The 19,116-nt window shown below is 68.3% G+C and carries 17 protein-coding genes and 1 pseudogene; 14 read left to right on the top strand and 4 right to left on the bottom strand.

What is annotated here, in order from left to right:
- Positions 1–2 precede the first annotated feature (2 nt).
- Positions 3–1,178 (bottom strand): DegT/DnrJ/EryC1/StrS family aminotransferase, encoded by a 1,176-nt coding sequence (locus ACFXDJ_RS03780; RefSeq protein WP_384847689.1) that lies wholly within the window; start codon positions 1,176–1,178, stop codon positions 3–5.
- A gap of 760 nt (positions 1,179–1,938) precedes the next feature.
- On the opposite strand from ACFXDJ_RS03780, the gene ACFXDJ_RS03775 reads away from it, so the two are divergent.
- A complete protein-coding gene (locus tag ACFXDJ_RS03775) occupies positions 1,939–2,748 on the top strand; it encodes a DUF4239 domain-containing protein (RefSeq protein ID WP_384649009.1) in 810 nt (269 codons plus the stop codon).
- 246 nt (positions 2,749–2,994) lie between these two features.
- On the top strand, positions 2,995–3,525 hold the full coding sequence (locus ACFXDJ_RS03770; RefSeq protein WP_384649011.1) for a hypothetical protein: 531 nt from the start codon (positions 2,995–2,997) through the stop codon (positions 3,523–3,525).
- 228 nt (positions 3,526–3,753) lie between these two features.
- Here ACFXDJ_RS03770 and ACFXDJ_RS03765 read toward each other — a convergent pair whose 3' ends face one another.
- Positions 3,754–3,963 (bottom strand): hypothetical protein, encoded by a 210-nt coding sequence (locus ACFXDJ_RS03765; protein ID WP_384649013.1) that lies wholly within the window; start codon positions 3,961–3,963, stop codon positions 3,754–3,756.
- An 87-nt stretch (positions 3,964–4,050) separates the two neighbouring features.
- On the opposite strand from ACFXDJ_RS03765, the gene ACFXDJ_RS03760 reads away from it, so the two are divergent.
- From ACFXDJ_RS03760 to ACFXDJ_RS03705, 12 genes and pseudogenes are all read left to right on the top strand, one after another.
- Complete coding sequence (locus ACFXDJ_RS03760; protein WP_384649014.1) at positions 4,051–4,173, top strand: hypothetical protein; 123 nt, start codon at positions 4,051–4,053, stop codon at positions 4,171–4,173.
- Positions 4,174–4,416: 243 nt separating this feature from the next.
- Positions 4,417–5,085: a Crp/Fnr family transcriptional regulator gene (locus tag ACFXDJ_RS03755; RefSeq protein ID WP_384649016.1), complete on the top strand. Its 669-nt coding sequence runs from the start codon at positions 4,417–4,419 to the stop codon at positions 5,083–5,085.
- Positions 5,086–5,231: 146 nt separating this feature from the next.
- A complete protein-coding gene (locus ACFXDJ_RS03750) occupies positions 5,232–6,197 on the top strand; it encodes a hypothetical protein (RefSeq protein WP_384649018.1) in 966 nt (321 codons plus the stop codon).
- Between the two features lie 230 nt (positions 6,198–6,427).
- On the top strand, positions 6,428–8,326 hold the full coding sequence (locus ACFXDJ_RS03745; RefSeq protein WP_384847686.1) for an ATP-binding protein: 1,899 nt from the start codon (positions 6,428–6,430) through the stop codon (positions 8,324–8,326).
- Positions 8,323–9,207, top strand: a complete 885-nt coding sequence (locus tag ACFXDJ_RS03740) for a hypothetical protein (RefSeq protein ID WP_384649022.1) — start codon at positions 8,323–8,325, stop codon at positions 9,205–9,207. The genes ACFXDJ_RS03745 and ACFXDJ_RS03740 overlap by 4 nt, the downstream gene beginning before the upstream one ends.
- 229 nt (positions 9,208–9,436) lie before the next feature.
- Positions 9,437–9,682, top strand: coding sequence for an S-type pyocin domain-containing protein (locus ACFXDJ_RS03735; protein WP_384649024.1), 246 nt, complete (start codon positions 9,437–9,439; stop codon positions 9,680–9,682).
- A complete protein-coding gene (locus ACFXDJ_RS03730; protein WP_384847683.1) occupies positions 9,669–11,693 on the top strand; it encodes a hypothetical protein in 2,025 nt (674 codons plus the stop codon). Before ACFXDJ_RS03735 ends, ACFXDJ_RS03730 begins: the two co-directional genes overlap by 14 nt.
- 14 nt (positions 11,694–11,707) lie before the next feature.
- Positions 11,708–12,430: a hypothetical protein gene (locus tag ACFXDJ_RS03725; protein WP_350914222.1), complete on the top strand. Its 723-nt coding sequence runs from the start codon at positions 11,708–11,710 to the stop codon at positions 12,428–12,430.
- Positions 12,427–12,699 (top strand): DNA-binding protein, encoded by a 273-nt coding sequence (locus ACFXDJ_RS03720; protein ID WP_384663756.1) that lies wholly within the window; start codon positions 12,427–12,429, stop codon positions 12,697–12,699. The genes ACFXDJ_RS03725 and ACFXDJ_RS03720 overlap by 4 nt, the downstream gene beginning before the upstream one ends.
- 76 nt (positions 12,700–12,775) lie before the next feature.
- Complete coding sequence (locus ACFXDJ_RS03715; protein WP_384663754.1) at positions 12,776–13,816, top strand: hypothetical protein; 1,041 nt, start codon at positions 12,776–12,778, stop codon at positions 13,814–13,816.
- Between the two features lie 379 nt (positions 13,817–14,195).
- Positions 14,196–14,660: pseudogene (locus ACFXDJ_RS03710) on the top strand (IS5 family transposase); the annotation flags it as partial.
- A 1,081-nt stretch (positions 14,661–15,741) separates the two neighbouring features.
- Positions 15,742–17,037 (top strand): DUF6602 domain-containing protein, encoded by a 1,296-nt coding sequence (locus ACFXDJ_RS03705; protein ID WP_384654556.1) that lies wholly within the window; start codon positions 15,742–15,744, stop codon positions 17,035–17,037.
- 281 nt (positions 17,038–17,318) lie between these two features.
- Here the strand turns inward: ACFXDJ_RS03705 and ACFXDJ_RS03700 are convergent, their stop codons facing one another.
- Both ACFXDJ_RS03700 and ACFXDJ_RS03695 read right to left on the bottom strand, forming a co-directional pair.
- Positions 17,319–17,876 carry a hypothetical protein gene (locus ACFXDJ_RS03700; protein WP_384654559.1) on the bottom strand — a complete coding sequence of 186 codons (558 nt, stop codon included), beginning with the start codon at positions 17,874–17,876 and terminating at the stop codon, positions 17,319–17,321.
- Between the two features lie 105 nt (positions 17,877–17,981).
- Entirely contained in the window at positions 17,982–19,034 is a 1,053-nt protein-coding gene (locus tag ACFXDJ_RS03695; RefSeq protein WP_384654562.1) for a serine hydrolase domain-containing protein, read from the bottom strand.
- Positions 19,035–19,116 lie beyond the last annotated feature (82 nt).

The raw sequence follows: 19,116 nt of genomic DNA, 5'->3' as shown, positions 1-19,116 counted from the left end.
GATCACCGTGCCTTCCTTCCCGTTGCTCCAGTCGCGAAGTCCCGTACGGCGAGTGCGACTCTCTCGACCTCGGCGTCGCTGAGTTCCGCATAGGCCGGCAGGCACAATCGGCGAGCGGCGCCCGCCGACCGGCTGGTAACCCTGCTGCGGTACTCGATGTGCCGGAAGGCCGGCTGGTCCGGGAGTAGATAGGGGTAGACCTGCTCGGTCTCGATGCCGCGAGCCGCCAGGAAGAGGCCGAGCCCGACCGGGTCCGGGCAGGCCACCGCGTACTTGTAGTAGGCGTGTTGGTACCCGGGCAGCACCTGCGGCGGCACTATGGGCAGGTCGGCGAAGGCCTCGGAGTAGTGCGAGGCGATGGCGGATCGCCGTGCCAGCCAAGCCGGTTGGCGCTCCAGCTCCAGGGCGATCAAGCCGGCGTCGAGCTCCCCGAGCCGGGCCCGGGCGCCCCGGTCGTGGTGGACGTGCCGCTGTCCCCGTTCGCGTCCCATGTCGGTGAGCCGGCGCAGCCGGTCGGCTCGTTCGGCGGAGTCAGTGACGACGGCGCCGCCGTCGGCGAGGCCGCCGACGCACTTGCCGACCCAGAACGAGAAGCAGCCGAAGTCCCCCCAGGTGCCCGCCGCTCGACCGTCGAGGGCCGCACCGGCGGCCTGGGCGCAGTCCTCCACCACGGCCAGGCCGTGTTCCCGGCCGACGGACAGGATTTGGGGCATGTCGGCCATGTGGCCGTGCAGATGGACGGGGATCACCGCCCGGGTCCGAGGGGTGACGGCAGCGCGCAGCGCCTGCGGGCACAGGGTGAGTGAAGGTTCGGCCACATCCACGATGACGGGCACGGCGCCGGTCTCGCAGACCGCGAACGCCGTGGCGGCGAACGTGGCGGCAGGCAGCACGACTTCGTCCCCGGGCCGCACCCCAGCGACGCGCAGGGCGAGCGTCAACGCCTGCGTGCAGGAGGTGGTGGCTACGGCCGACCCGCCCCAGGAGGTGGCGATCCGCTGTTCCAGGCGCGCGGTCTGCGGTCCGAAGTGGAATGTCCCGGCGTCGATCACCTCGTCGGCGATCCGATGTACTTCTCGCCGGAGGGTGCGTACTCGGCGAGCATGGCCCTCGGCCGGGATGCTCCAGGTTCCGGGCGGCACCGCGGTTACGGCAAGGGTGGGCTGAAGGAGCGCCATTGATGACTCCTCATAGCGTTGTTCGTTGCCAACAGATCGGATTCCCCGAGCAAACACAGGCCGCGGATACGTTCTTCGGCGACTCCAGCCAGCATCAACGGGCTCGAAACAGTGCGCAACTTGGAGCATTCGATCGACCGGCCTTCCCGGGCGATGTCCGGCCCGGGGCTGGGCACACGGCCACTCGCGGGCGCGGCGCATCCGGGTGAACCAGTTCCCCTGACGGCTCCGCCGGCGCCCAGGACGCCGTGGGTCCGTACCGCCATGAGCGCTCCGTTCCGCGCTCGCAGACAGGGGAAGAGAGGGAGAGGGGGCCTGTGCAGCCCCACAGTCAGCCGAATTGAGGGGCCTTGTGGGGGCGTCGGTCATGGGGGGACCCACTCGAAGCGGTGACGCCGCTGAGCCGCCAGGGACGGACCGTGAGAGCATCGACTGCAACGCACCCACTCGACTGTGCAACACGGCACTGCAACACGTCTGCGCGTTGCACACCTGAGCCGTACGAAAACCGGCCAACGGTCCTCCGGGGCCCCAGTGTTGCGGCCTGGCCGTGACCGCTGTCCAGGAGCCGACCCCCCAACGTCCGGCGGACCGTCGTACCGCCCGCCCGCTGTGCGCGGACGAGCTTGGCCGGACAGACGAACAATTCGCGGTGCGGATGCGGCCTCGCCCAGCCCGTTCAGAGGTGGACCGGCTGAGCGGGGCGGCTGCCGCCAACCCGTCGGGCAGCGTTCGGTAACTCATGTCCAGGAGGCAGCTTGTGGCGCTGTGGCTGCTCAATCACCTCAGTACGTTCACGCTGGCGCTTCTCATGGTCGGTGGGATCGTGCTCGTTGCCGTGGCGGGCAGCATGGTCGCCCGCCGCCGGTTTCCCCGGTTGTCCGAGGGCGAGCACAACGAGATGGTCGGCGTCGTGCTGGGCATGTTCGGCGCGATCTACGGGATCATCCTCGCTTTCGTGGTCGTCACTCTGTGGACCCAGCTGGACCACGCCCAGACCGTGGCCTCGCAGGAAGCCACCGACATAGCCCTGGTCGTCCGCGACACCCGGTCCTTCCCACCCGCGGAGCGGGCGCGGATCGACAAGGCAGTGAGCGACTACGTTCACGTCGTGCTCGAAGTGCAGTGGCCGAACATGCGCTCCGGCCGGCCGAGTTTCGCGGCCACCTCCCAGCAGGTCGAGGCGATGTACGAAGCACTGCAGGCCTACGACCCTGCGGCGGCGCGCGACCAGGCCTTCTACGGCGAGGCCGTGACCCGGCTCAACGACGCGGCCGCCATGCGGCGGGAACGGATCAACATCGCCACGAACGAACTGCCGATGCTGCTGCAGGTCCTGGTCTACGGCGGCGCGCTGGTGATCATCCTGCTGACCTTCCTCTACGGCCTGCGCAGCCCGAAGATGCAAGCCCTCTTCGTGGCGAGCGTCGCCGGACTGATCAGTTTCAGCCTGCTCCTGGTCCTTGTCCTCGACCGGCCCTTTGCGGGCGATCTCACCGTGAGTCCGCAGCCATTCAAGGAGGGGGCCCTGTCCCAGTTCTGGCCGCAGGGCGGGGCCAGACCACCGTGACAACGCGGTCGACGGTTCACGGCCCGCCCCGGGCGAGCTCGCCTCCGACCGCCCGGCCCCCGCAGGCGGTGGTGGAGCCCGCTCCGGTGATGCTGCCACCGACGGTCTTGATGTTGTTGTAGATGCCGGTGGAGCTCGCGGCCCGGTAGCGGGCGCTGGCCTCGACGAGTAGCCACCAGCGCGAAGGCGAGCACCAGCATGCCCAGGTAGCCGGTGATCCGGGCGACCACGGAGGACGCGCTGGCCGTGGCGAAGGCCAACAGCATCGGCACCGCCATCCAGACGCTGATGTCCCAGGGGCCAGCCCGAACCCGTACCCGCGCTGTCCGGTGCGGCGTCCAGGAAGGCGACGGCTACGGATTGGCCGCCCAGCAGCGTCGCGCCGAGGGTGAAGCCCGAGAAGCAGTGCGGAGCCACCGCGCGGGCGGCCATCGCCCGTACACCGACCAGGGGTTCGGCACGGCACCCGTCATGTCGTCGACCCTGACACTTCATGTCATCAGGAGCGCTTCCGCGAACCGCCCGCAGGGCGAAGCGGGACTTGCCGACACCCCCAACACCCGTCATGGTCGTCAGCCGCCGGGCGGCAAGCGCGGCGACGAGGGCTGCCGTCTTGGGCTCGCGGCCGATGAAGCTCGACGCCGTCTCAGGAAGGTTGGAGATCAACACCGCATTCTCAACCGTGCCGTACCGCCCGTGCATGGAAGCGAAGCCACGCGGCTGGGCGTTTTGCGCCGGCCGCGACTTCGGTCCCTGACCCCACCACTTCTTCCGTGATTCCGGGTCACTCGATAGGGCAGGTGCTTAGAAGGCACCTGGCGTCTGTCAGGACGATGCGCCCGTGACCTGCACGGATGGCTGCGGCCCACGACTGGCCGCCCATAGCTTCCGCCGTTCTCGGGAAACGTATGGCCCCGCTACCCCACAGGCATTGCCAGAGGCTGCGGCTAACCCCTGTCCCCGGGGAGCCGAGGGCGAGGGCGTGAAGCAGGCCGATGCGGAAAGCTAGGGACACGCCTCCTCGGTCTTGGCGACGGTGAAGGCCAAGGGCTGGCCGGTGAGCGCTGCACCGGACTTCGGGTCCTGGGTGCAGACCTTCCAGTTCGACTCCTGGAGGACCATGCGGCTCTGCACCGCGTCCTTCACGGTGATGCTCGCGTTGGCCGGGAGTGCGGAGCGAACGGCCTTCATACCCTGGCCGACGAAGTTCGGCATGACGTCGCCTGCCGGCTTCGGAGCGGGCGCGTCTGTGGCGGGGCAGGTTTCTTCCAGCTTGACCGCGCAGAAGGCCTCTCCATCCTGGTGACCGTCTTCGGTACCGCCAGTCACAACGAGGTCGACCAGGAGATCCCGGCCTTCCTCGCCCGGGCGGACCCGGCCGAGAAGGCCCTCTTCACCCGCACCGACGGGCTCCCGCCCGCCTGAGGCAACCAGATCCTCACCTCCGGCGTCTCGGCTGGCTTCATCGTCTCCGCCGCCTCGCCGTGGTCGTCTTCTTGGTCGCCCTCTTCGCCATCCAGGTCCGCCCCTCCGACATAGAACGGCTCAGGGGCGGCGGGATGATGCCGGGCGGCTAAACAGAAAAGATTCGGCCGTTCTATTTGTGATGCGTGCGCCGAATTGTAAATTCCATGTCTATCCCAAGTTTTTCTCCCCTAGCTTGATCGCATGAGCGAAGATGATTCCCTTCCGTCAGCTCCTCTGTGTGCTCTGGTGCCGGACGAGGAGTGGGCACGACTGACGCGGTATCCGGAGCAGACCTACCTCGCGGGCCGCGCCCTGTTGCGGCAGGGGGAGCGGGGGACGCATGTGCTTGCTCTGGTGGACGGGCTGGTGAAGGTCGTCAGGACCGAGCCCGACGGGCGGCAGCGACTGCTCGGTTTCCGGGGACGGGGCGAGATCCTGGGAGAGATGGCTCTTCAGCCCGAAAGCGTCCGGATGGCCGATGTGTGGGCGCTGAGGAAAAGCAGAGCATGCATTGTGCCCGCACAGGATTTCCATCGCTTCGTCCAAGAGACCAAGCTCGCCCGCCCTATTTTTGAACTAGCCTGGAATCGTATGCGCGAACAGGCCGAGCTGTGCGAGGGGGCTGTTCATGAACGTCTAGCCCTGGCCCTGCTCCGCCTGGTCACGGCAGCCGGTGAAGGGAAGCAAGGGAAGCACTGCTTCTCCCTCACCAGGGAGGAGCTGGCCCAGCACATCGATGTGGGCCGCAAAGCCGTCAGCAAGGCGCTGGAACGGCTCGGCCCCGACTGCGTGAGCGTGGGAAACCGCCGGATCGAGGTTGTCAGCGTGGAGGGCCTGCGCAAGGTGGCCGGCGGCCACGCGGGCGGCTGACACCCCCGTTGGGGATGTGGTCCTCATCACTCCCTATCGGGTCCTGTGGAACGGAACGGCTCCCCGCCCGCTGTGAAGCTCGACGTCACGCGACAGCGTTCCCGCCCGGCCCGAGAGCGGCCGGGCGGGCTTCACGGAGGAGTGACATGCCCGAGTTCAGCAGCGCCCTGCCCCAGCGGATCGCCGCCCCGTACACCCACAGCAGGCCACTGCCTCCCTACCGGGGCATTCTGGCCGTCGACGCGAAGGACTTCACGGGCCGCCCGGCGATCGAGCACGAGGCCGTCAGCCGGGTCGTCCCCGAACTCCTGAAGACCGCGCTCCACAGGACCGACCTCGGAGACCTGTGGGAGGACCGTACGTTCCCGGCCACCACCGGGGACGGCTATGTCTTCGGGTTCGACCCGGCACGCATGCCCTTCGTCATCCACCCCCTGCTGCTCGCCCTCCAGGAGGTCCTGACCGACTTCAACGTCCTCTCCCACGGGGCGGTGCCGATCAGGCTCCGCGTCAGTCTGCACGTCGGCCCGCTGCCGGAGACCGGGGACGAGTTCGGCGGCAACGGCACAGCGCGCAACGACACCCACCGGCTGCTCGACTCGCGCCCCGTCAAGGCCGTGCTCACCTCCCACAACGAGAACATCACCCACGTCGCGGCCATCCTCTCCGAGCGGTGCTACGAGGACGCGGTCGCCGGCGGGTACACCGGGCGCCACCCCGACCACTTCGTGGAGGTGGCCGCGACGGTCGAGGGCAAGTCGTTCTCCCGACGGGCATGGCTCTACGTCCCCCAGCCCTCCGGCCCTCTCTACGAGGGGACCCTCGTCGAGGGCGCCGCTCCGGAGCCCGTGCAGGAGCCCTCCCCGCAGTCCGCCGACTTGTCCGGCGACGACACGACGGCCCGCGATACGGATGCCATCGCCGCCCCCCGCGGCAACATCAACACCGGCACCGTCCACGGCGGTCAGAGCGTGAGCAACCATCACGTGGCCGGTGACCATGTGGCGGGCGACCGGATCGCCGGTGATTACGTGGAGGGCCACAAGATCGGCAAGATCCGCCGCTTCCAGGGCGACCAGGTCCGCGGCGACAAGCGCCAGGGGCGTAAGTGACGGGGGACGGGAGGGTGGGGGCGGCCGGGCTGCCCGGCCCCGGACCCCTGCCCGAGGAAGGGGCTCCGCGATCCGAAGCGGACTACGACATAACCGAGTTGGTCGGCGGGGCCAAGGAGTGGGCGTCCGTGATCTACGCCCCCGGAGGGAACATCAACAACGGTTCCGTGTACGGCGGGCAGGGCGTACGCAACGGCCCCGGGCCGGAAGGGCGGCTACGGGAAAGCAGAGTGCGTGAGGGCCCGATCCCGGACATGGAGAGAGAGGCCGCCGCGCTCGGTTTCGCACGCCCCGACTGGTTCGAGACAGCCCTCGCGAAGCTGAAGCAGGGGCCCCTGTTCCTGGTCGGCCGACCAGGAACAGGCCGTCGTACCACGGCGCTCAACCTGCTGCGGGAGAGCTGCGGGGCTGGTGCGCCACTGCGGGCACTGGACGGCGTCACCGAACTGGACCGCTGGAAGCCCACCGACACATCGGCTCGGGGCTATCTCATAGACGGCCTGTTCCCCTCCCGCCCTCTTTCCCCGGTCATGCTGAGAAACGCGCGGGAGCTGCTCAAGAAGGCTCAAGCGTGCATGGTGATCGTCCTGCCCGACGACACGGCCCTGCTGCACCGCCTTGAACGGGACCTCCACATCAGCCCCACCGTGTGCTCCCCGCCGTCACCCTCCCTGGTGTTCGGCAGCCGCTTCGAGGCGGTGGTGCCGGACCGGTGGGAGCGGGACCGGCTGCTGTCCGCGCTTGCCAGCCGTCATGACCTGGGCGAACTTCTGGTGCCGGAGCTGGTACCCGCCGAAGTGGTGGAGCTGGTGACGGCCCTCGTCGAGGCCGACGGCGATCCGGAGGCTCTCGGCGACCTGGGGCTCCGGCTGAGCTACCGGGCCGAGCGGGAGGTCCCGGAGCTCATCAAGAGCTTGTGCGACGAGCCGGAATCACTGGCCTTCCTGCTGGCCGCTTCGGTCTACGAGGGGCTGGACCAGCAGATCGTCAGGAACGAGGCCGACCGGTTGACCAAGCTGGCGGGCGATCGACTGACGGCGGTGCTGCCCGGCACAGATGCCGACGGGGCCGCGAAACAGGACCGGCCCAATCCGAAGTTCGTCTTCCGGCACTCCCTGACAGAACTGCTGCACGCCGTGCGTGCGGTCCGTCAGAACCGCGAGATCCGGGCGGAGGGAGCCTACTCGCACAGTGTGGAGGCTGTGGTGTTCATCAGGCATCGCCAGGCCGAGGCCGTTCTCAGACATGTGTGGCGTGAGTATGGGCAGTTGTCAGAACTGCTCGTCGAGTGGTTGCGGGACGTACCCCGGTCCGGCGGGCTCGCCGAACCGGCGGGCCGGGCCATGGGACGGGTGGCGAGCTGGGGCGGCGGGCGCAACGCCCTGGTGCACCTTCTGGAACTTGCCCGGTCGGATCGTGCGACCAGTCGGCTCGTCGTGGCGAACGCGCTGGGCGTCGCGGCCGAGGACCCCGTGCTCGTCGCCGAGATTCGTTACCGATTGCATCGCTGGAGCACGGCGACCGACTTCCGTCTCAGGACGACGGTGGCGCACGCGTGCGGCGAGGAATTCGGCCTGGCCCGCCCCGACCTGGCCCTGCGGCTCCTTCAAAGTCTCTTCCACGCGGCACAGGTCCGGGAGGGAGAGGAGTACCAGGTGAAGGTGGCGGTGGAAGCGGCGATCCTGCGGCTGTTCCAGGCCGGCAACGAGACGAAGGTATTCGACTTGCTCCGGAAGTGGCTGGACGACGAGGAGTACGACCAGGAGCAGGTGGTCTCGCTCTTCAGCCGGATGCTCTGGTCTCCCCAGTGGTTCATGAGGAACCTCGCCCTGTGGACGCCGCAGGGGCAGGCGCTGGCCGACCTCACGGGCCGCGCCCTGAACACGGAGAGTTCCTTCGAAACGACGTGCTGGACGTTGCTGCGCTGGGCGGAGTCGGGCCAGTGGGACGACGAACAGTTCCGGGCCGTCGAGAACCTGTTCGCGGCCATGGCCCAGTCCATGCGCTCCGGTGAATTCCGATTGTTCGTAGAAATGGACCAGGCGGGCGCGAACGGCTGGCCCGGCCTCGTCACCGCCCGCGACGCACTCCATCGGTGGCGGACCGGCGCGCACAGGGAGACAGCATGAACGACGACACCACCGACCGTCTCTTTCACCGGCTGGACAGGGCGCCCTGGCGGGAGATCCTCGGCCATCGCTGGTCCGCGCCGAAGGACTGGGCACTGGTGCTCAGGGACGAGGCGGGGGAGTACTCCTTCCTCGGCCGGCGAGGGAACCCGGAGGGTTCCGGCGCCTATCCGCCCCTGGTGGACGAGGCCCCCGCTCCCCACCTGAACGGAAAGTACAGCGACGTCTTCCGGGTGGACACGACGGAGCACGTGGACACGCGGGCGGTCGGCCTCCCCACGGTCTACGGCACAGAGTCGGTCGACCTCTGGGTCTCCTGGTGGGTCCACGACCCCGTACGCGTCGTCCGTGCAAGAAGTCTGCACGGCTGGCACCTGGTACGGACCCATCTCGCCTCTGTCCTCCGTTACTTGTCGGAGGCCCAGGCCGCCTCCGACAACGGGCTGGGGGCGCCGGAGATCATGCAGCATCTGGGCCTGCCGCAGCGCCTGGAGGAGCACGGTCTGAGCTACCGGGTGTTCGACGTGCGACTCCGGGAGAACGATGAGGAACTGCTTCTCGGCCGGCGGGAAAGCGACGGGGTCCGTTACTCCTGGACGGCCAGCCGTCGGGGCGAGTACGAGTTCTGTCTCCAGGCACTCCACGCCGGACCGGTGTCGCTGGCGGCACTATGGCTGCTTCGTCACCCCGAAGAGGTGCGGCAGGTGCTGGACTGGGCGGTCGACCACCAGGATCTGCTGACTCCGCCGCGTTCCGACTGGCAGGAGGAGCTGGCCTCCCTGCTGGGCACGTTGACCGAACAGGAGCGCAAGGAGCTCTCCGGCCTGCTGCGTGACCGGATCGGGGCGCTCGGGAGGCCGGTTCCTCGCGAGTACATCTGACTCTGTGGAGATGTATTCGAATATCGAATTTATGGGCGGGTGTGTCGCTTTCGGTGACGCACCCGCTCTTCTTGTTCATGCCGTTCCGCAAACCCTTTCCGTGTGTGACTGGGGTTACTTGATTCCTGGTCCTCCGGAGCAGCTCCGGGGATGAATCCGCGGGAATCTCGACGTGTCGAAAGGAGGACGTCCGCACGATTCCCGGGCGTCCACGGAAGGAAAGGGCGACATGCGAGCAGAAGAACCTCAGACCCCGGACAATGTCCTCGCGTTCCGCCGGCGACGGGAAGCCGCAGGCCCGGCACCCGAGCCCGAGGCGGCCCCGGGCGCCGCTTCCCGGGCGGCGACCTCCCCCGCGACGGTGCTGAACGCCGAGCGCGGCATCATCAACACCGGCACCGTCCACGGCGGTCAGCACGTCACCACCGTCGAATTCTCCGGCCACACCGGCGGAGGAACCGATGGCGACAGCTGATCTCCCCGGCGAGACCGAGCCCGACTTCGCCGAGTTCGCGATGGCTGTGGCGGGCCGGGGGCCGGCGATCTGGGCCCCCAACGGCGTCATCAACACCGGATTGCTGACCGGCGGCCAGCACCAGCGGCTCGCACCTTCGGTGGAGGGCGGCGCGGTTCCGGGGCCGATGCGGCAAGGCCCCGTACGGACGAAACACGTGCAGGCTGCGCGGCGGTGCTTCGTGGCGCCGCCCGGCTTCGAGGAAGCCCTCGCGGTGCGCGAATCCGGCATCGTGGTGCTCGTCGGCGAGGCCGGGACGGGGCGGGAGACACACGCGCTCAACCTGCTCGCGCACGGCCACGAGGCCCCCGTGCTTGTCCAGGTCGACGGAACGGCCAACCTCTCCCGGTGGTCGCCGCGCGCCCAGGGCGTGGACGGATACCTGGTGACGGAGCTCGCGGATCCCTTCGCGCTCCGGGCGTGGGACCTGGCCCGCCTCGAAGGGCTCCTGACCGAGGCGGGCGCCCGCCTCGTCATCGTCCTGGTGGAGGCCCCCGGCCTGGTGGGCGCACTGGAGGACCAGCTCGGCGTGCCGGTCCTGCGCCACCGGCCGCCGGATCCCCGGAAGGTCTTCACCACCCACCTCGCGGACGGCTGCCCCGACGAGGCAGTACCCGCCCGGTTGCTGCGGGCCCTGGAACCCGGCGATCTCGACGAGCTGTTGCCCGACGGCCTGCCGCCACGCCACGCCGCACAGGCCGCGGCCACCCTGCGGCGCCTGGGGGCGGCGGGCGGCCCGGCCCCGGGGGAGCTCATGCGCATCCTGGCCGGCGCCGAGGGTCCCGAGATCCTGGCCCGGGCCCAGCGCGATCCCGCCCTCCTGGCCTGTCTGCTCTCCCTCGGCGTCTACGGAGGACTGCACCGTGCCGTGATGATGGAACGGGCGCGAGAACTGCTGCGGCTGGCGGGCCCGGACAGGATGCGGGGTCCCAGCTCCTACGGTCATCCGGGCGAGGAGCCTCCGACGAGGCCGCCAGCCGAAGTCCTGCGGATCCTCGGAGCCCATCGTGTGAGCCGCGCCGATGACGAGGCCACCGACAGGGTGTCCTTCTTCTGGCCCGCCGTGAGCGGGGCCGTGTGGGACAGCCTGTGCCGGGACCGTGCGGACCTCGTGCCGGTGGTACACGCCTGGCTCGCCGACCCCGGCCCGGAGGAGGACCAGATCGAGCGGGCCGGCCGGGCCGTCGCCGCTCTGGCGGAGGCCACGAGCGGCAAGTCCCTGGAACTGCTGCCCGCGCTGGCCTCCACTCCGGTCTTCCCCGCCCCGCGGGTGGCTGGGCGATGCCTGGCGACACGTTTCCGGGACCGGGAGGTGGCACAGACGGCGGCCGACCTGCTGGACCTGTGGAGCGTCACGCCCGAAGCCTCCTTGAAGCACGCTGTGGCGTACGCCTGCCAGGAGCCCGAGGGGCTCGGGGACGAGCAGGCGTTGCGACTGCTGGAACAGCTCGTCGAGACCCTGGGCGCCGGGCCGGACGACCTCTCCGTCTTCGAGGCTGCCAAGGGGGCACTCGTACGACGCTTCGAAAGAGGCGACCACACCACCAGGGTGACCGTCCTGCACCGGATGCGGGACTGGGCGCGGACCGACGGCACGGCCGGCCTGCTGACCGCCTGTGCCTTTCCCGTCATGGCCCGCACCGACTCCCTGTGGTGGAGCGGACGGGCTCTGGCCCGCGCCGGCTCGGCGGCGGTCGCCGTCCACCTCGTCGGACACTCCCTGAACGAGTCGGTCGCCTTCTCCGGCATGGGAGATGCCCTGCTCACCTGGTGCGCCGGGGCGGTCGGCGCCAAGGGCCGGTCCCGGGCGGTCGCCCGGCTCCTCGACGGGCTGGTGACCGCTCGGGAGCCCGGCGTCCTCCGCTGGCTCCTGGCCGTGGAAAGAGGCCCGGACGCGATGCCCGGCAAGGCACCCGCCGCCCGCGCGCTGAAGACCTGGCGAGACAACACCCCGGCCTCGCAGGCCGGTTGAACAGGAGGCGACCCATGACTTTCTTTTCTCGCCCCGGCATCCTCACCACCGTCGAGCGCCGGTGCGCCGGAAACGAACCGACGCCCCCGCTGCGTTTGTTCGACGGCACAGAACCGGCGGGCGTACCCCTTTCCCTGGACCGGGCCCGTGTATTGCTCTACGACCGCACCGCGTGCTCCCTGGCACGGGCTTCCCTGTGGCACCAAGTCGCGGAGCGCTTCCGGACCGGAGGGCCCGACTGGCGGGAGGCGGTGGTGTGGCTGGGGCTCCCGGGACTGCGCGGCAACGCATCCCGGATCACCCGGTCCCGCCGTGCCGACCGCGAGGACGTCGAGGCGGAGCTCGTCACTTGCTACCTCGAAGAACTGGCGAAGCTGGACCCGCGGGACCCGGAACCCGGGAGTGCGGTGCTGCGGTCGGCCTGCTCCCGCGCCTGGGAGGTCTGGCGCGACACGCACCGCGAGAACGCGGTGGAGGACGTGGAACGCGCGGGCGGTACTCCCCCCGGCGCGGGCAGGGACGACGTCTGGCGGGCGGACTACGACCCGGCCCCGCGCCGTTCGGGGCTCTCCGCGAGCCTGCGGATCTCCGTACCCGCGCACCGTGTCGAAGGCGTACGGATCGGCGCTCTCGCCAGTGCATGGGGCGTGGCCGGTACGGCCACGAGCGTCGGGTACTCCGGACGGGGCCGCCAGGTCGCCGCCCTCTCCCTGCGCCGGGTCGGGAGGGAGGGATGAGCGGCTGCCACGACACACCCCTCACCTTCCGCGAGATCTTCGACCTGCCGGTGAGCGTCGACCTGCGCACGGCGGCCCGGGCGTTCGGTATATGCATGGGCACCGCCTACCGGTTGGTCGCCCGAGACGAGTTCCCCTGTCCCACGGTGTCCGTCGGCCGCCGCCACCGGGTGCGGACCGTGGAGCTGCTGGCCGCGCTGGGCATCGAGGAGCGTCCCGTCTTCGCCGACGAGGTCGCCGACGGCGTGGCACTCACGCTCTTCGACTGATTCCTCTCCCGCCCTGCCGGCGGTCGAGGCCGCCGGCAGGGCCCCACTCCCGGACCGCCACCGAAAGGAAACCACCATGCCCACCTGCCTCGTCATCGACGGGACCGCGACCACCGCCTACTCCGCCACCCCCTGCCTCCCGGAGGAGCGGCACCGGTCCGCCGTCCTCCACGAGGAGATCGTGCGCCCGGTGTGCGAACAGCTCGGCCTCACCCTGTTGAGGGCGGGCAGCCTCGCCGAGGCCGGCCTGCCCCTGGACCAGCTGCTGCACCTGCTCACTGAGGCGGACGTCGTCGTCGCGGACCTCGGCGGTTCCGACCCGGACCTGGCCTTTGCCCTCGGCGCGCGCCACGCCCTCGGCCGGCGCACCGTCCACGTCACCCAGGACGCCGAGTGCCGTCCCACCCCCCGGACGGTGCTCCGCCTGGCCTTCCTGTCCCATCCGGACGGCACAGCGACTGCCCGGAAGCAACTGCTGGATGTGCTGGCGGCGGACCCGGTGCGGACGGACGGCCCGATCGAGACGGGCTCCGCGACCGGAGCGGAAAGCGGCCCCGACGACAACCTCCCCGGCCTGTTCGATCTGATCGTGGAGGCCGAGGCCCAGATGGAGGCGCTCGCCGACGACATGGCCGACGTGGAAGCGGCCATGTCGGACCTCGCTGAGCTCATGATGCTCCTCGGGGAGGAAATGACCCGGGTCAACCACTCCGGGGCCACGGCGAACAAGATGATGGCCGTGGTGAACCGCCTGGCCAAGGCCATCGAGGGACCGACCGGAGAACTGGAGGCTGCGGCGGACCGCTTTGCCGAACGCATGCGCACCTCCTGCACCGCCTTCCAGGTGTTCCTGGACTGGCTGGCCACCACTCCTCGCGCCGAATGGTCGGAGGACGCGGAGGGAGTGCTGGAGCAAATCGCCCTGACGGACTGGGGCGCCGAGATCGAATCGGCTTCTGTCCAGGAGGGCATGGCCATGATCAACATGATCGGTGCCGCCAGTCGCCTCATGCGCCGCCCTGTACGCAGGATCACATCGGCCTTCCGGAAAATGCTCCACAGCATCGCCATGATGAAGGAACTGCAGTCCAAGGCAGTGGAGTTGCGCCGCTCCTGAATAGTGCCCCGCCGCGGCGGGGCCCCTGGAGTTGTCGAACTCGCCAACCATCACGGCGCTGTCCGACGTCGAACCGAAAGGGTCGGGTGCGCTTCCCCCCTCCTGCTCAACACCATGCGGCAGGTGGTGGGTTCGCTCGCCCTGTCGACCCTGGGTAACGGTCTTCGGCACCTTGAGCCGCAACGGGGGAGGCGGAGACCCTGGTCTCCGCCTCCCCCGCCCGGGTGGCCCCGTGCGGCAGGCCGACTCTCCCGGGCCGGCCAACTTCCCTCCCCACTGGGGCGGCCAGACCCTCGTCGCCGTCGTCGCGGCCGAACTGTGGTCGCCGGCCGCCGGTCGTGCCGTTGTTCCCGGTTCCGGTTCCGGCGTCGAAGCTGCTGGCGGGCGGCCTCGGGTGCCGGACCGGCAGGCTCTGTGCGGGATCCTGTTCGTGCTCCATGCCGGGATCCAGTGGGAGTACCTGCCGCAGGAGCTCGGCTTCGGCTCGGGGATGACGTGCTGGCGGCGGTTTGCCGCGTGGAGCGAGGCCGGTGTGTGGGACCGGCTCCGCCTGGTCCTGCTGAAGAAGCTGCTGTCGGCCAGGCAGCTCGACTGGTCGCGGGCGGGGAAACGACTCAAGCCATGTCCGGGCCGCTCGACGCGGCCCAGAAGCGGGCCCAGCCCGGTCGACCGAGTACGGCCGGGCAGCAAGCACCACGTCCTCGTCGACGGACAGGGCATCCCGCTCGCCGTGTCGCTGACCGGCGGAAACCGCAACGACGTCACCCAGCTGATGCCCCTGATCGCCAAGGTTCCCTCCGTCGCGGGTCTGGTCGGCCGGCCCAGGCGATGGCCGACGGTGCTGGCGGACGCCTGGGCCGGGGCGCTCCCGGTGGTAGACGAGCCGCGCCCTTGGCACTGAGGCCAGTACGGTCAAGGCGTGACTGCGGCCGGATCTCCGAAGCACGGCTCATGAGTTCCGAGAACCAGTCCGCCCGGGTGTCTCCTCTGTACCGGCTTTCCCTCGTGGGGCCCCAGCCGGAATGTTGAGTCTCGACTCCCTGAGAGTCCGTCACGGCTGTCGATCCGACCAGGGCCTTCGTCAGGAGCACTCCACGTGTTCTTCCCGCGAGGGCTGGGAGCCCTTGGTCCTCAGGACCCGTTCCCCTTACGACACGAACAGCGATATCGGCCACACCAGCTCGTAGTTGCTCAGATCCACGATCACTGCGTCATCACCCAATCGCACGTACGGCGGGGTGGGCTTCGGATCATGCTGCCTGCCACCCAGCGCCCTGACCTCATGCGAGGTCTCCTATGGCACGCGAGTGGCACGCCGACCCCAAGAGGTCTAGACAACGAAGAAAGGCCCAGGTCGCTTACCTGGGCCCTCTCGCAAGAGCGGATGACGAGAATCGAACTCGCTTTATAAGCTTGGGAATCTACTGCGCGGAACGCACCCACATGAGTCCTGACCTGCGTAAACGCACCCTACTGGGCACCTTCCGGGGTCCGTTCCTGGATCCGTCCTGACCGCTGTTGACCGCCCTTAAGGGCACGGTTGGGGCACGCCTTTGCTGTTGGTGCCCGGCAGGCGGTGTAAGTCGCCCGGATCGTCCTCGAGTTGTTGCCGAGGGTAGACCGCAGATACCCGAGATTGCGCCCGCGAGCGGCCAGTCGGACGAGGCGGGGGTGATCTCCGTGATCAGTCCCTCGACAGGCTTCTTGATGTCGTTGCAGATGGGGCGGACGGTCTCGACAACCTGGGCTCGGGTTCTTGCCTCAACCATGGCTTGGTTCAACGAGCCGGCCGGGTGGATCCGGCGGAGCGGACCCTGACGCGGTCGTGTGCCGGTGGTTTATCTTGGTGAGTCACTGGCTACAAACGAATTCCTTCGTTAATGCTCTCGGGCGCATAAATCGGGTCAACTTGTAGATGAGGTCTAGTGATTCGCACAGTTTCCGACCTTCTGTCGGCCATTATCCGAGACGAGCTCCCTAAGCTTGACGATGCCCCTGTAAAGCATGCTCCGACAATTGGAGACATGTATGAAGGGTTGTCTTCGGATGTGTTGAATCGAGCCCTTCCGGACGGATTGGGGTTGCGAGTGGTATCCGGATTTGCTCGCGATGGCCGCAGTCGCGTATCTGGTCAACTTGATTGCATGGTGGTTCGTGGTGAGGGGGAGAGGCTACCGTATACAGACTCTTACGTGTGGCACGTTAAAGATATTATTGCCGTCGTCGAAGTTAAGAAGAACCTCTACTCGGCCGAGCTTCGCGATGCGTTTGCCCAACTTAATGCAGTTAGCGATATCGAGCAAGCCTACTATCAGGGTGATGACGAGGTGACGGACGAGCCAGATCGAAATATGGCCCCGTCGGTCAGAACGTTTGCAGAGATGACTGGGAAGTTGGCGTGGGATGGGGAGAGGGCTGTCGCGCTCTCTTACGAGGAGGATGCTCTACTGCAAACCCTTCTTATGGAGCAGATTTCTTCGGTTCGAGTAATCCTTGGGATGCATGGCTTCAAGAGCGAGCGGGCGTTTCGAAAGTCGATGGCGAGCTACCTGGAGCAGAATGCCGGGAATGCTGGATTCGGTCCGGTGAATTTCCCTCAGTTGGTCGTTTCGGGTGGATACTCCCTTGTTAAGGCCAATGGTCGACCGTTCATGACGCCTCCGATCGATGGATGGTGGCCGTTTTATTTCTCGACGCCGGAAAATCCGCTCAGGCTGTTGCTGGAGTTCATTTGGACACGACTGGATGAGGTGTATGGACTCGGGGGCAGTGTTTGGGGAGAGGATCTTGAGACTGAGATCGCCAGGACTCTGCTGACCTGTCGTGCTGCCCGCATCGATGGAAGAGGTGTCTGGCAAGTTCAAGTGATTGACGCTGATAGCAAGGCGCTTGATGCTGCTTCGGCGACGGAGCAGTGGAGCCCGAATTTTATCGGAGAGGAGGAATTTGTTCTGCTTACGCGGCTGTGTCAAGGAGGGGAGGTTCGTTCTGATGACCCCGAGATGATCGAATGGCTAAAGTCGCGAGGTGTATCGTTTGGTGATGTACGCAACCGCCTGCTGGAAACCCGCCTTGTCGCTTCGTCTGGAAAAGATCTGAAGCTAATCGCAAAGAAATGCCAGCTGGCCATTCTTCCAACAGGTGAATGTGTCGCTGCGGAGAATAGTACTGGCCGATTGGATCGTTGGATTTCTCGCCGGATTGAGAATTTACGTAACTGAGCTCCCGGATGCTTTCCTTGTTGCTTCTCGGGTCATGTCATAGCTCACCGTGTTTGCGTCGACGACTCATCTATCGGTGGCCGGATATGGGCAGATTGTCCGCTAGCCCTCTACGGATAGGGCCACGTTTCCTGCTCTGTGAGCAGCGGTATTGATTGACGGTGCGGATGGCTCCGCGTAGACGAACAGCACGACTTTGGGGGCAGGCCGCGTGAGGCTCGCCCTCTGAGATGGTGTGAGGCAAGATCATCGGGTTACGTAGATATGGCGGCCGGACTGGGTTACACCCCGAGACGGGCTGCTCGCTCGCGCAGTTCTTGGGCCTCCTGGACTCCGCTGTACCTCCGCAGTCGGACGCGTATGTCTTGGAGGGCAGCCTGGACCTTGACGGATCGGATGCCGTCGGAGCAGTCGAGTAAGTCGCGCCAATTGGCCATGGCGCCGTCGACGTCGCCTTGGCGTAGGCGTACGCCGCCGAGGTCGGCGAGGACGATGGTGCGGGTGCGGGTGCGGGTGCGGGTGCGGTGGCGGTCGGGGCCATGGATGTCCAGGGCGAGGTGGAGGTGTTCTTCGGCGGCGTCGAGGTCGACGAGGCGGGAGAGGATCATGCCGGACTCGTGGGCCCAGCGGCCGGGGGCGTAGTGCGCGGCCCAGGAGTCTCCGCCCGCGGCTGTCGGCTTGCCGATGGCTGCCTCGGACATGGCAAGGTGCTTGGTGGCCATGCGGCGGTCGTCGTCCTGGGCGGCGGCGCGCGGGCTGTCGAGGTTGCGGCCGTACTCCACGCAGGCTTCGCCGAGCCGTACGGCCTCGGCCCGGTAGCCGAGGTCGACGCACTGCACCGTGAAGCCGCGGAGCGCGGTCGCCGACAGCTCCGGGTCGCCGGCTTCGGCGGCCAGGCGGAAGCTCCGCCAGGCGAGGGATCGAGCTGGCCGCCTTCGACCCGCCTACCTCTTCTGCGGATCGTTTGTGTCGAAGGCGGTTGCCCGGAAGGCGTTGCGGACAGCCGTCAGGGGCTCGCGGTCGCGGTTGAGGCGGAGCTTGTTGGTTAGAAGGACGGCCCAGCGGTTCTGGGCCGGGCTGATCCACATGCCTGTGCCTGTGAAGCCGTAGTGGACCCAGATGTCCTGGGTGGGGTCGGTGCCGGGGGCGCGGTGCCAGAAGAGGCCGCGGGCGGGGGTGAGGTCGCCGGTGTGGAGGCGGAGGGAGTCCTTGATCCAGGTGGGACCGAAGGCGGCCTGGGTGGGGGCGAGCATGTGGCGGAGGAAGAGGGCGAGGTCGTCGAGGACGGAGAAGGTGCCGGCGATGCCGCAGACGCCGCCGAGGAGACGGGCGGAGAAGTCGTGGGCGGTGCCCTTGAGGTGGGTGCCGGTGGTGTCGTCGTACTCGGTGGGGGCGCAGCGGGCCGCCTCGGCGTCGGGGAGGGGGCCGAAGCGGGTCCCGGTCATGCCCAGTGGGCGCCAGATCCGGTCGGTGGCGAGCTGGTTCAGGGGTTGGCCGGCGAGGTGCTCGGCGAGGTAGCCGAGGATGAGGGCGGCTCGGTCGGTGTACTCGACGGCCTCGCCGGGCGGGCGGTGGAGGGCCTCGTGGAGGACCCCGTCGCGGATGTCCTGGGGGTCGGTGCCGTAGAGGTTCTTGAGGTTGGCACGCAGGGGCAGCCCGGCGGTGTGGGTGAGCAGGTGATGGGTCGTGGCCTCGGCCAGGGGGTGACCCACGACTTCGTCCCAGAAGGCGCCGAGGGGGGCGTGGAGCTGCAGTTTCCCCTCTTCCACGAGGGTGCCGATCGTTGACCAGACGGCAAGGACCTTGGTGAGGCTGGCCACGTCGAAGACGGTGTCCAGCCGCATCGGCTCGTCCGGCCGGGTGGGGTCGAGGAGGCCGACGGCTCCGCTGGCCTGGATGCCGTCGGCGTCCCCGACCGCCCACACCGCGCCGGGGTAGACCTCGTCGCGTACGCCGGTCTGGAGGAGGTCTTCGATCCGGTCGGTGGTGTGGGTCATGGTCTCCCGATCGTCGTGGGTCGCGGGTGGTCCACTGGCCAGGTTAGTGACGCGGCGAGGGCAGTGCCCGCTGCGCCACAGG

It is taken from the genome of Streptomyces sp. NPDC059443, assembly GCF_042750105.1.
In the GTDB taxonomy this organism is placed as follows: domain Bacteria; phylum Actinomycetota; class Actinomycetes; order Streptomycetales; family Streptomycetaceae; genus Streptomyces.
Note: the sequence above shows the minus strand (reverse complement) of the source record. Positions and strands in the feature narration are given on the sequence as shown.

What these genes read in the sequence shown, in the direction of transcription:
- ACFXDJ_RS03730 (WP_384847683.1), top strand. Translation starts at nt 9,669, where the DNA reads ATGGCGACAGCTGATCTCCCCGGCGAGACCGAGCCCGACTTCGCCGAG.
- ACFXDJ_RS03740 (WP_384649022.1), top strand. Translation starts at nt 8,323, where the DNA reads ATGAACGACGACACCACCGACCGTCTCTTTCACCGGCTGGACAGGGCG.
- ACFXDJ_RS03720 (WP_384663756.1), top strand. Translation starts at nt 12,427, where the DNA reads ATGAGCGGCTGCCACGACACACCCCTCACCTTCCGCGAGATCTTCGAC.
- ACFXDJ_RS03765 (WP_384649013.1), bottom strand. Translation starts at nt 3,963, where the DNA reads ATGCCGAACTTCGTCGGCCAGGGTATGAAGGCCGTTCGCTCCGCACTC.
- ACFXDJ_RS03695 (WP_384654562.1), bottom strand. Translation starts at nt 19,034, where the DNA reads ATGACCCACACCACCGACCGGATCGAAGACCTCCTCCAGACCGGCGTA.
- ACFXDJ_RS03750 (WP_384649018.1), top strand. Translation starts at nt 5,232, where the DNA reads ATGCCCGAGTTCAGCAGCGCCCTGCCCCAGCGGATCGCCGCCCCGTAC.
- ACFXDJ_RS03755 (WP_384649016.1), top strand. Translation starts at nt 4,417, where the DNA reads ATGAGCGAAGATGATTCCCTTCCGTCAGCTCCTCTGTGTGCTCTGGTG.
- ACFXDJ_RS03780 (WP_384847689.1), bottom strand. Translation starts at nt 1,178, where the DNA reads ATGGCGCTCCTTCAGCCCACCCTTGCCGTAACCGCGGTGCCGCCCGGA.
- ACFXDJ_RS03735 (WP_384649024.1), top strand. Translation starts at nt 9,437, where the DNA reads ATGCGAGCAGAAGAACCTCAGACCCCGGACAATGTCCTCGCGTTCCGC.
- ACFXDJ_RS03725 (WP_350914222.1), top strand. Translation starts at nt 11,708, where the DNA reads ATGACTTTCTTTTCTCGCCCCGGCATCCTCACCACCGTCGAGCGCCGG.
- ACFXDJ_RS03715 (WP_384663754.1), top strand. Translation starts at nt 12,776, where the DNA reads ATGCCCACCTGCCTCGTCATCGACGGGACCGCGACCACCGCCTACTCC.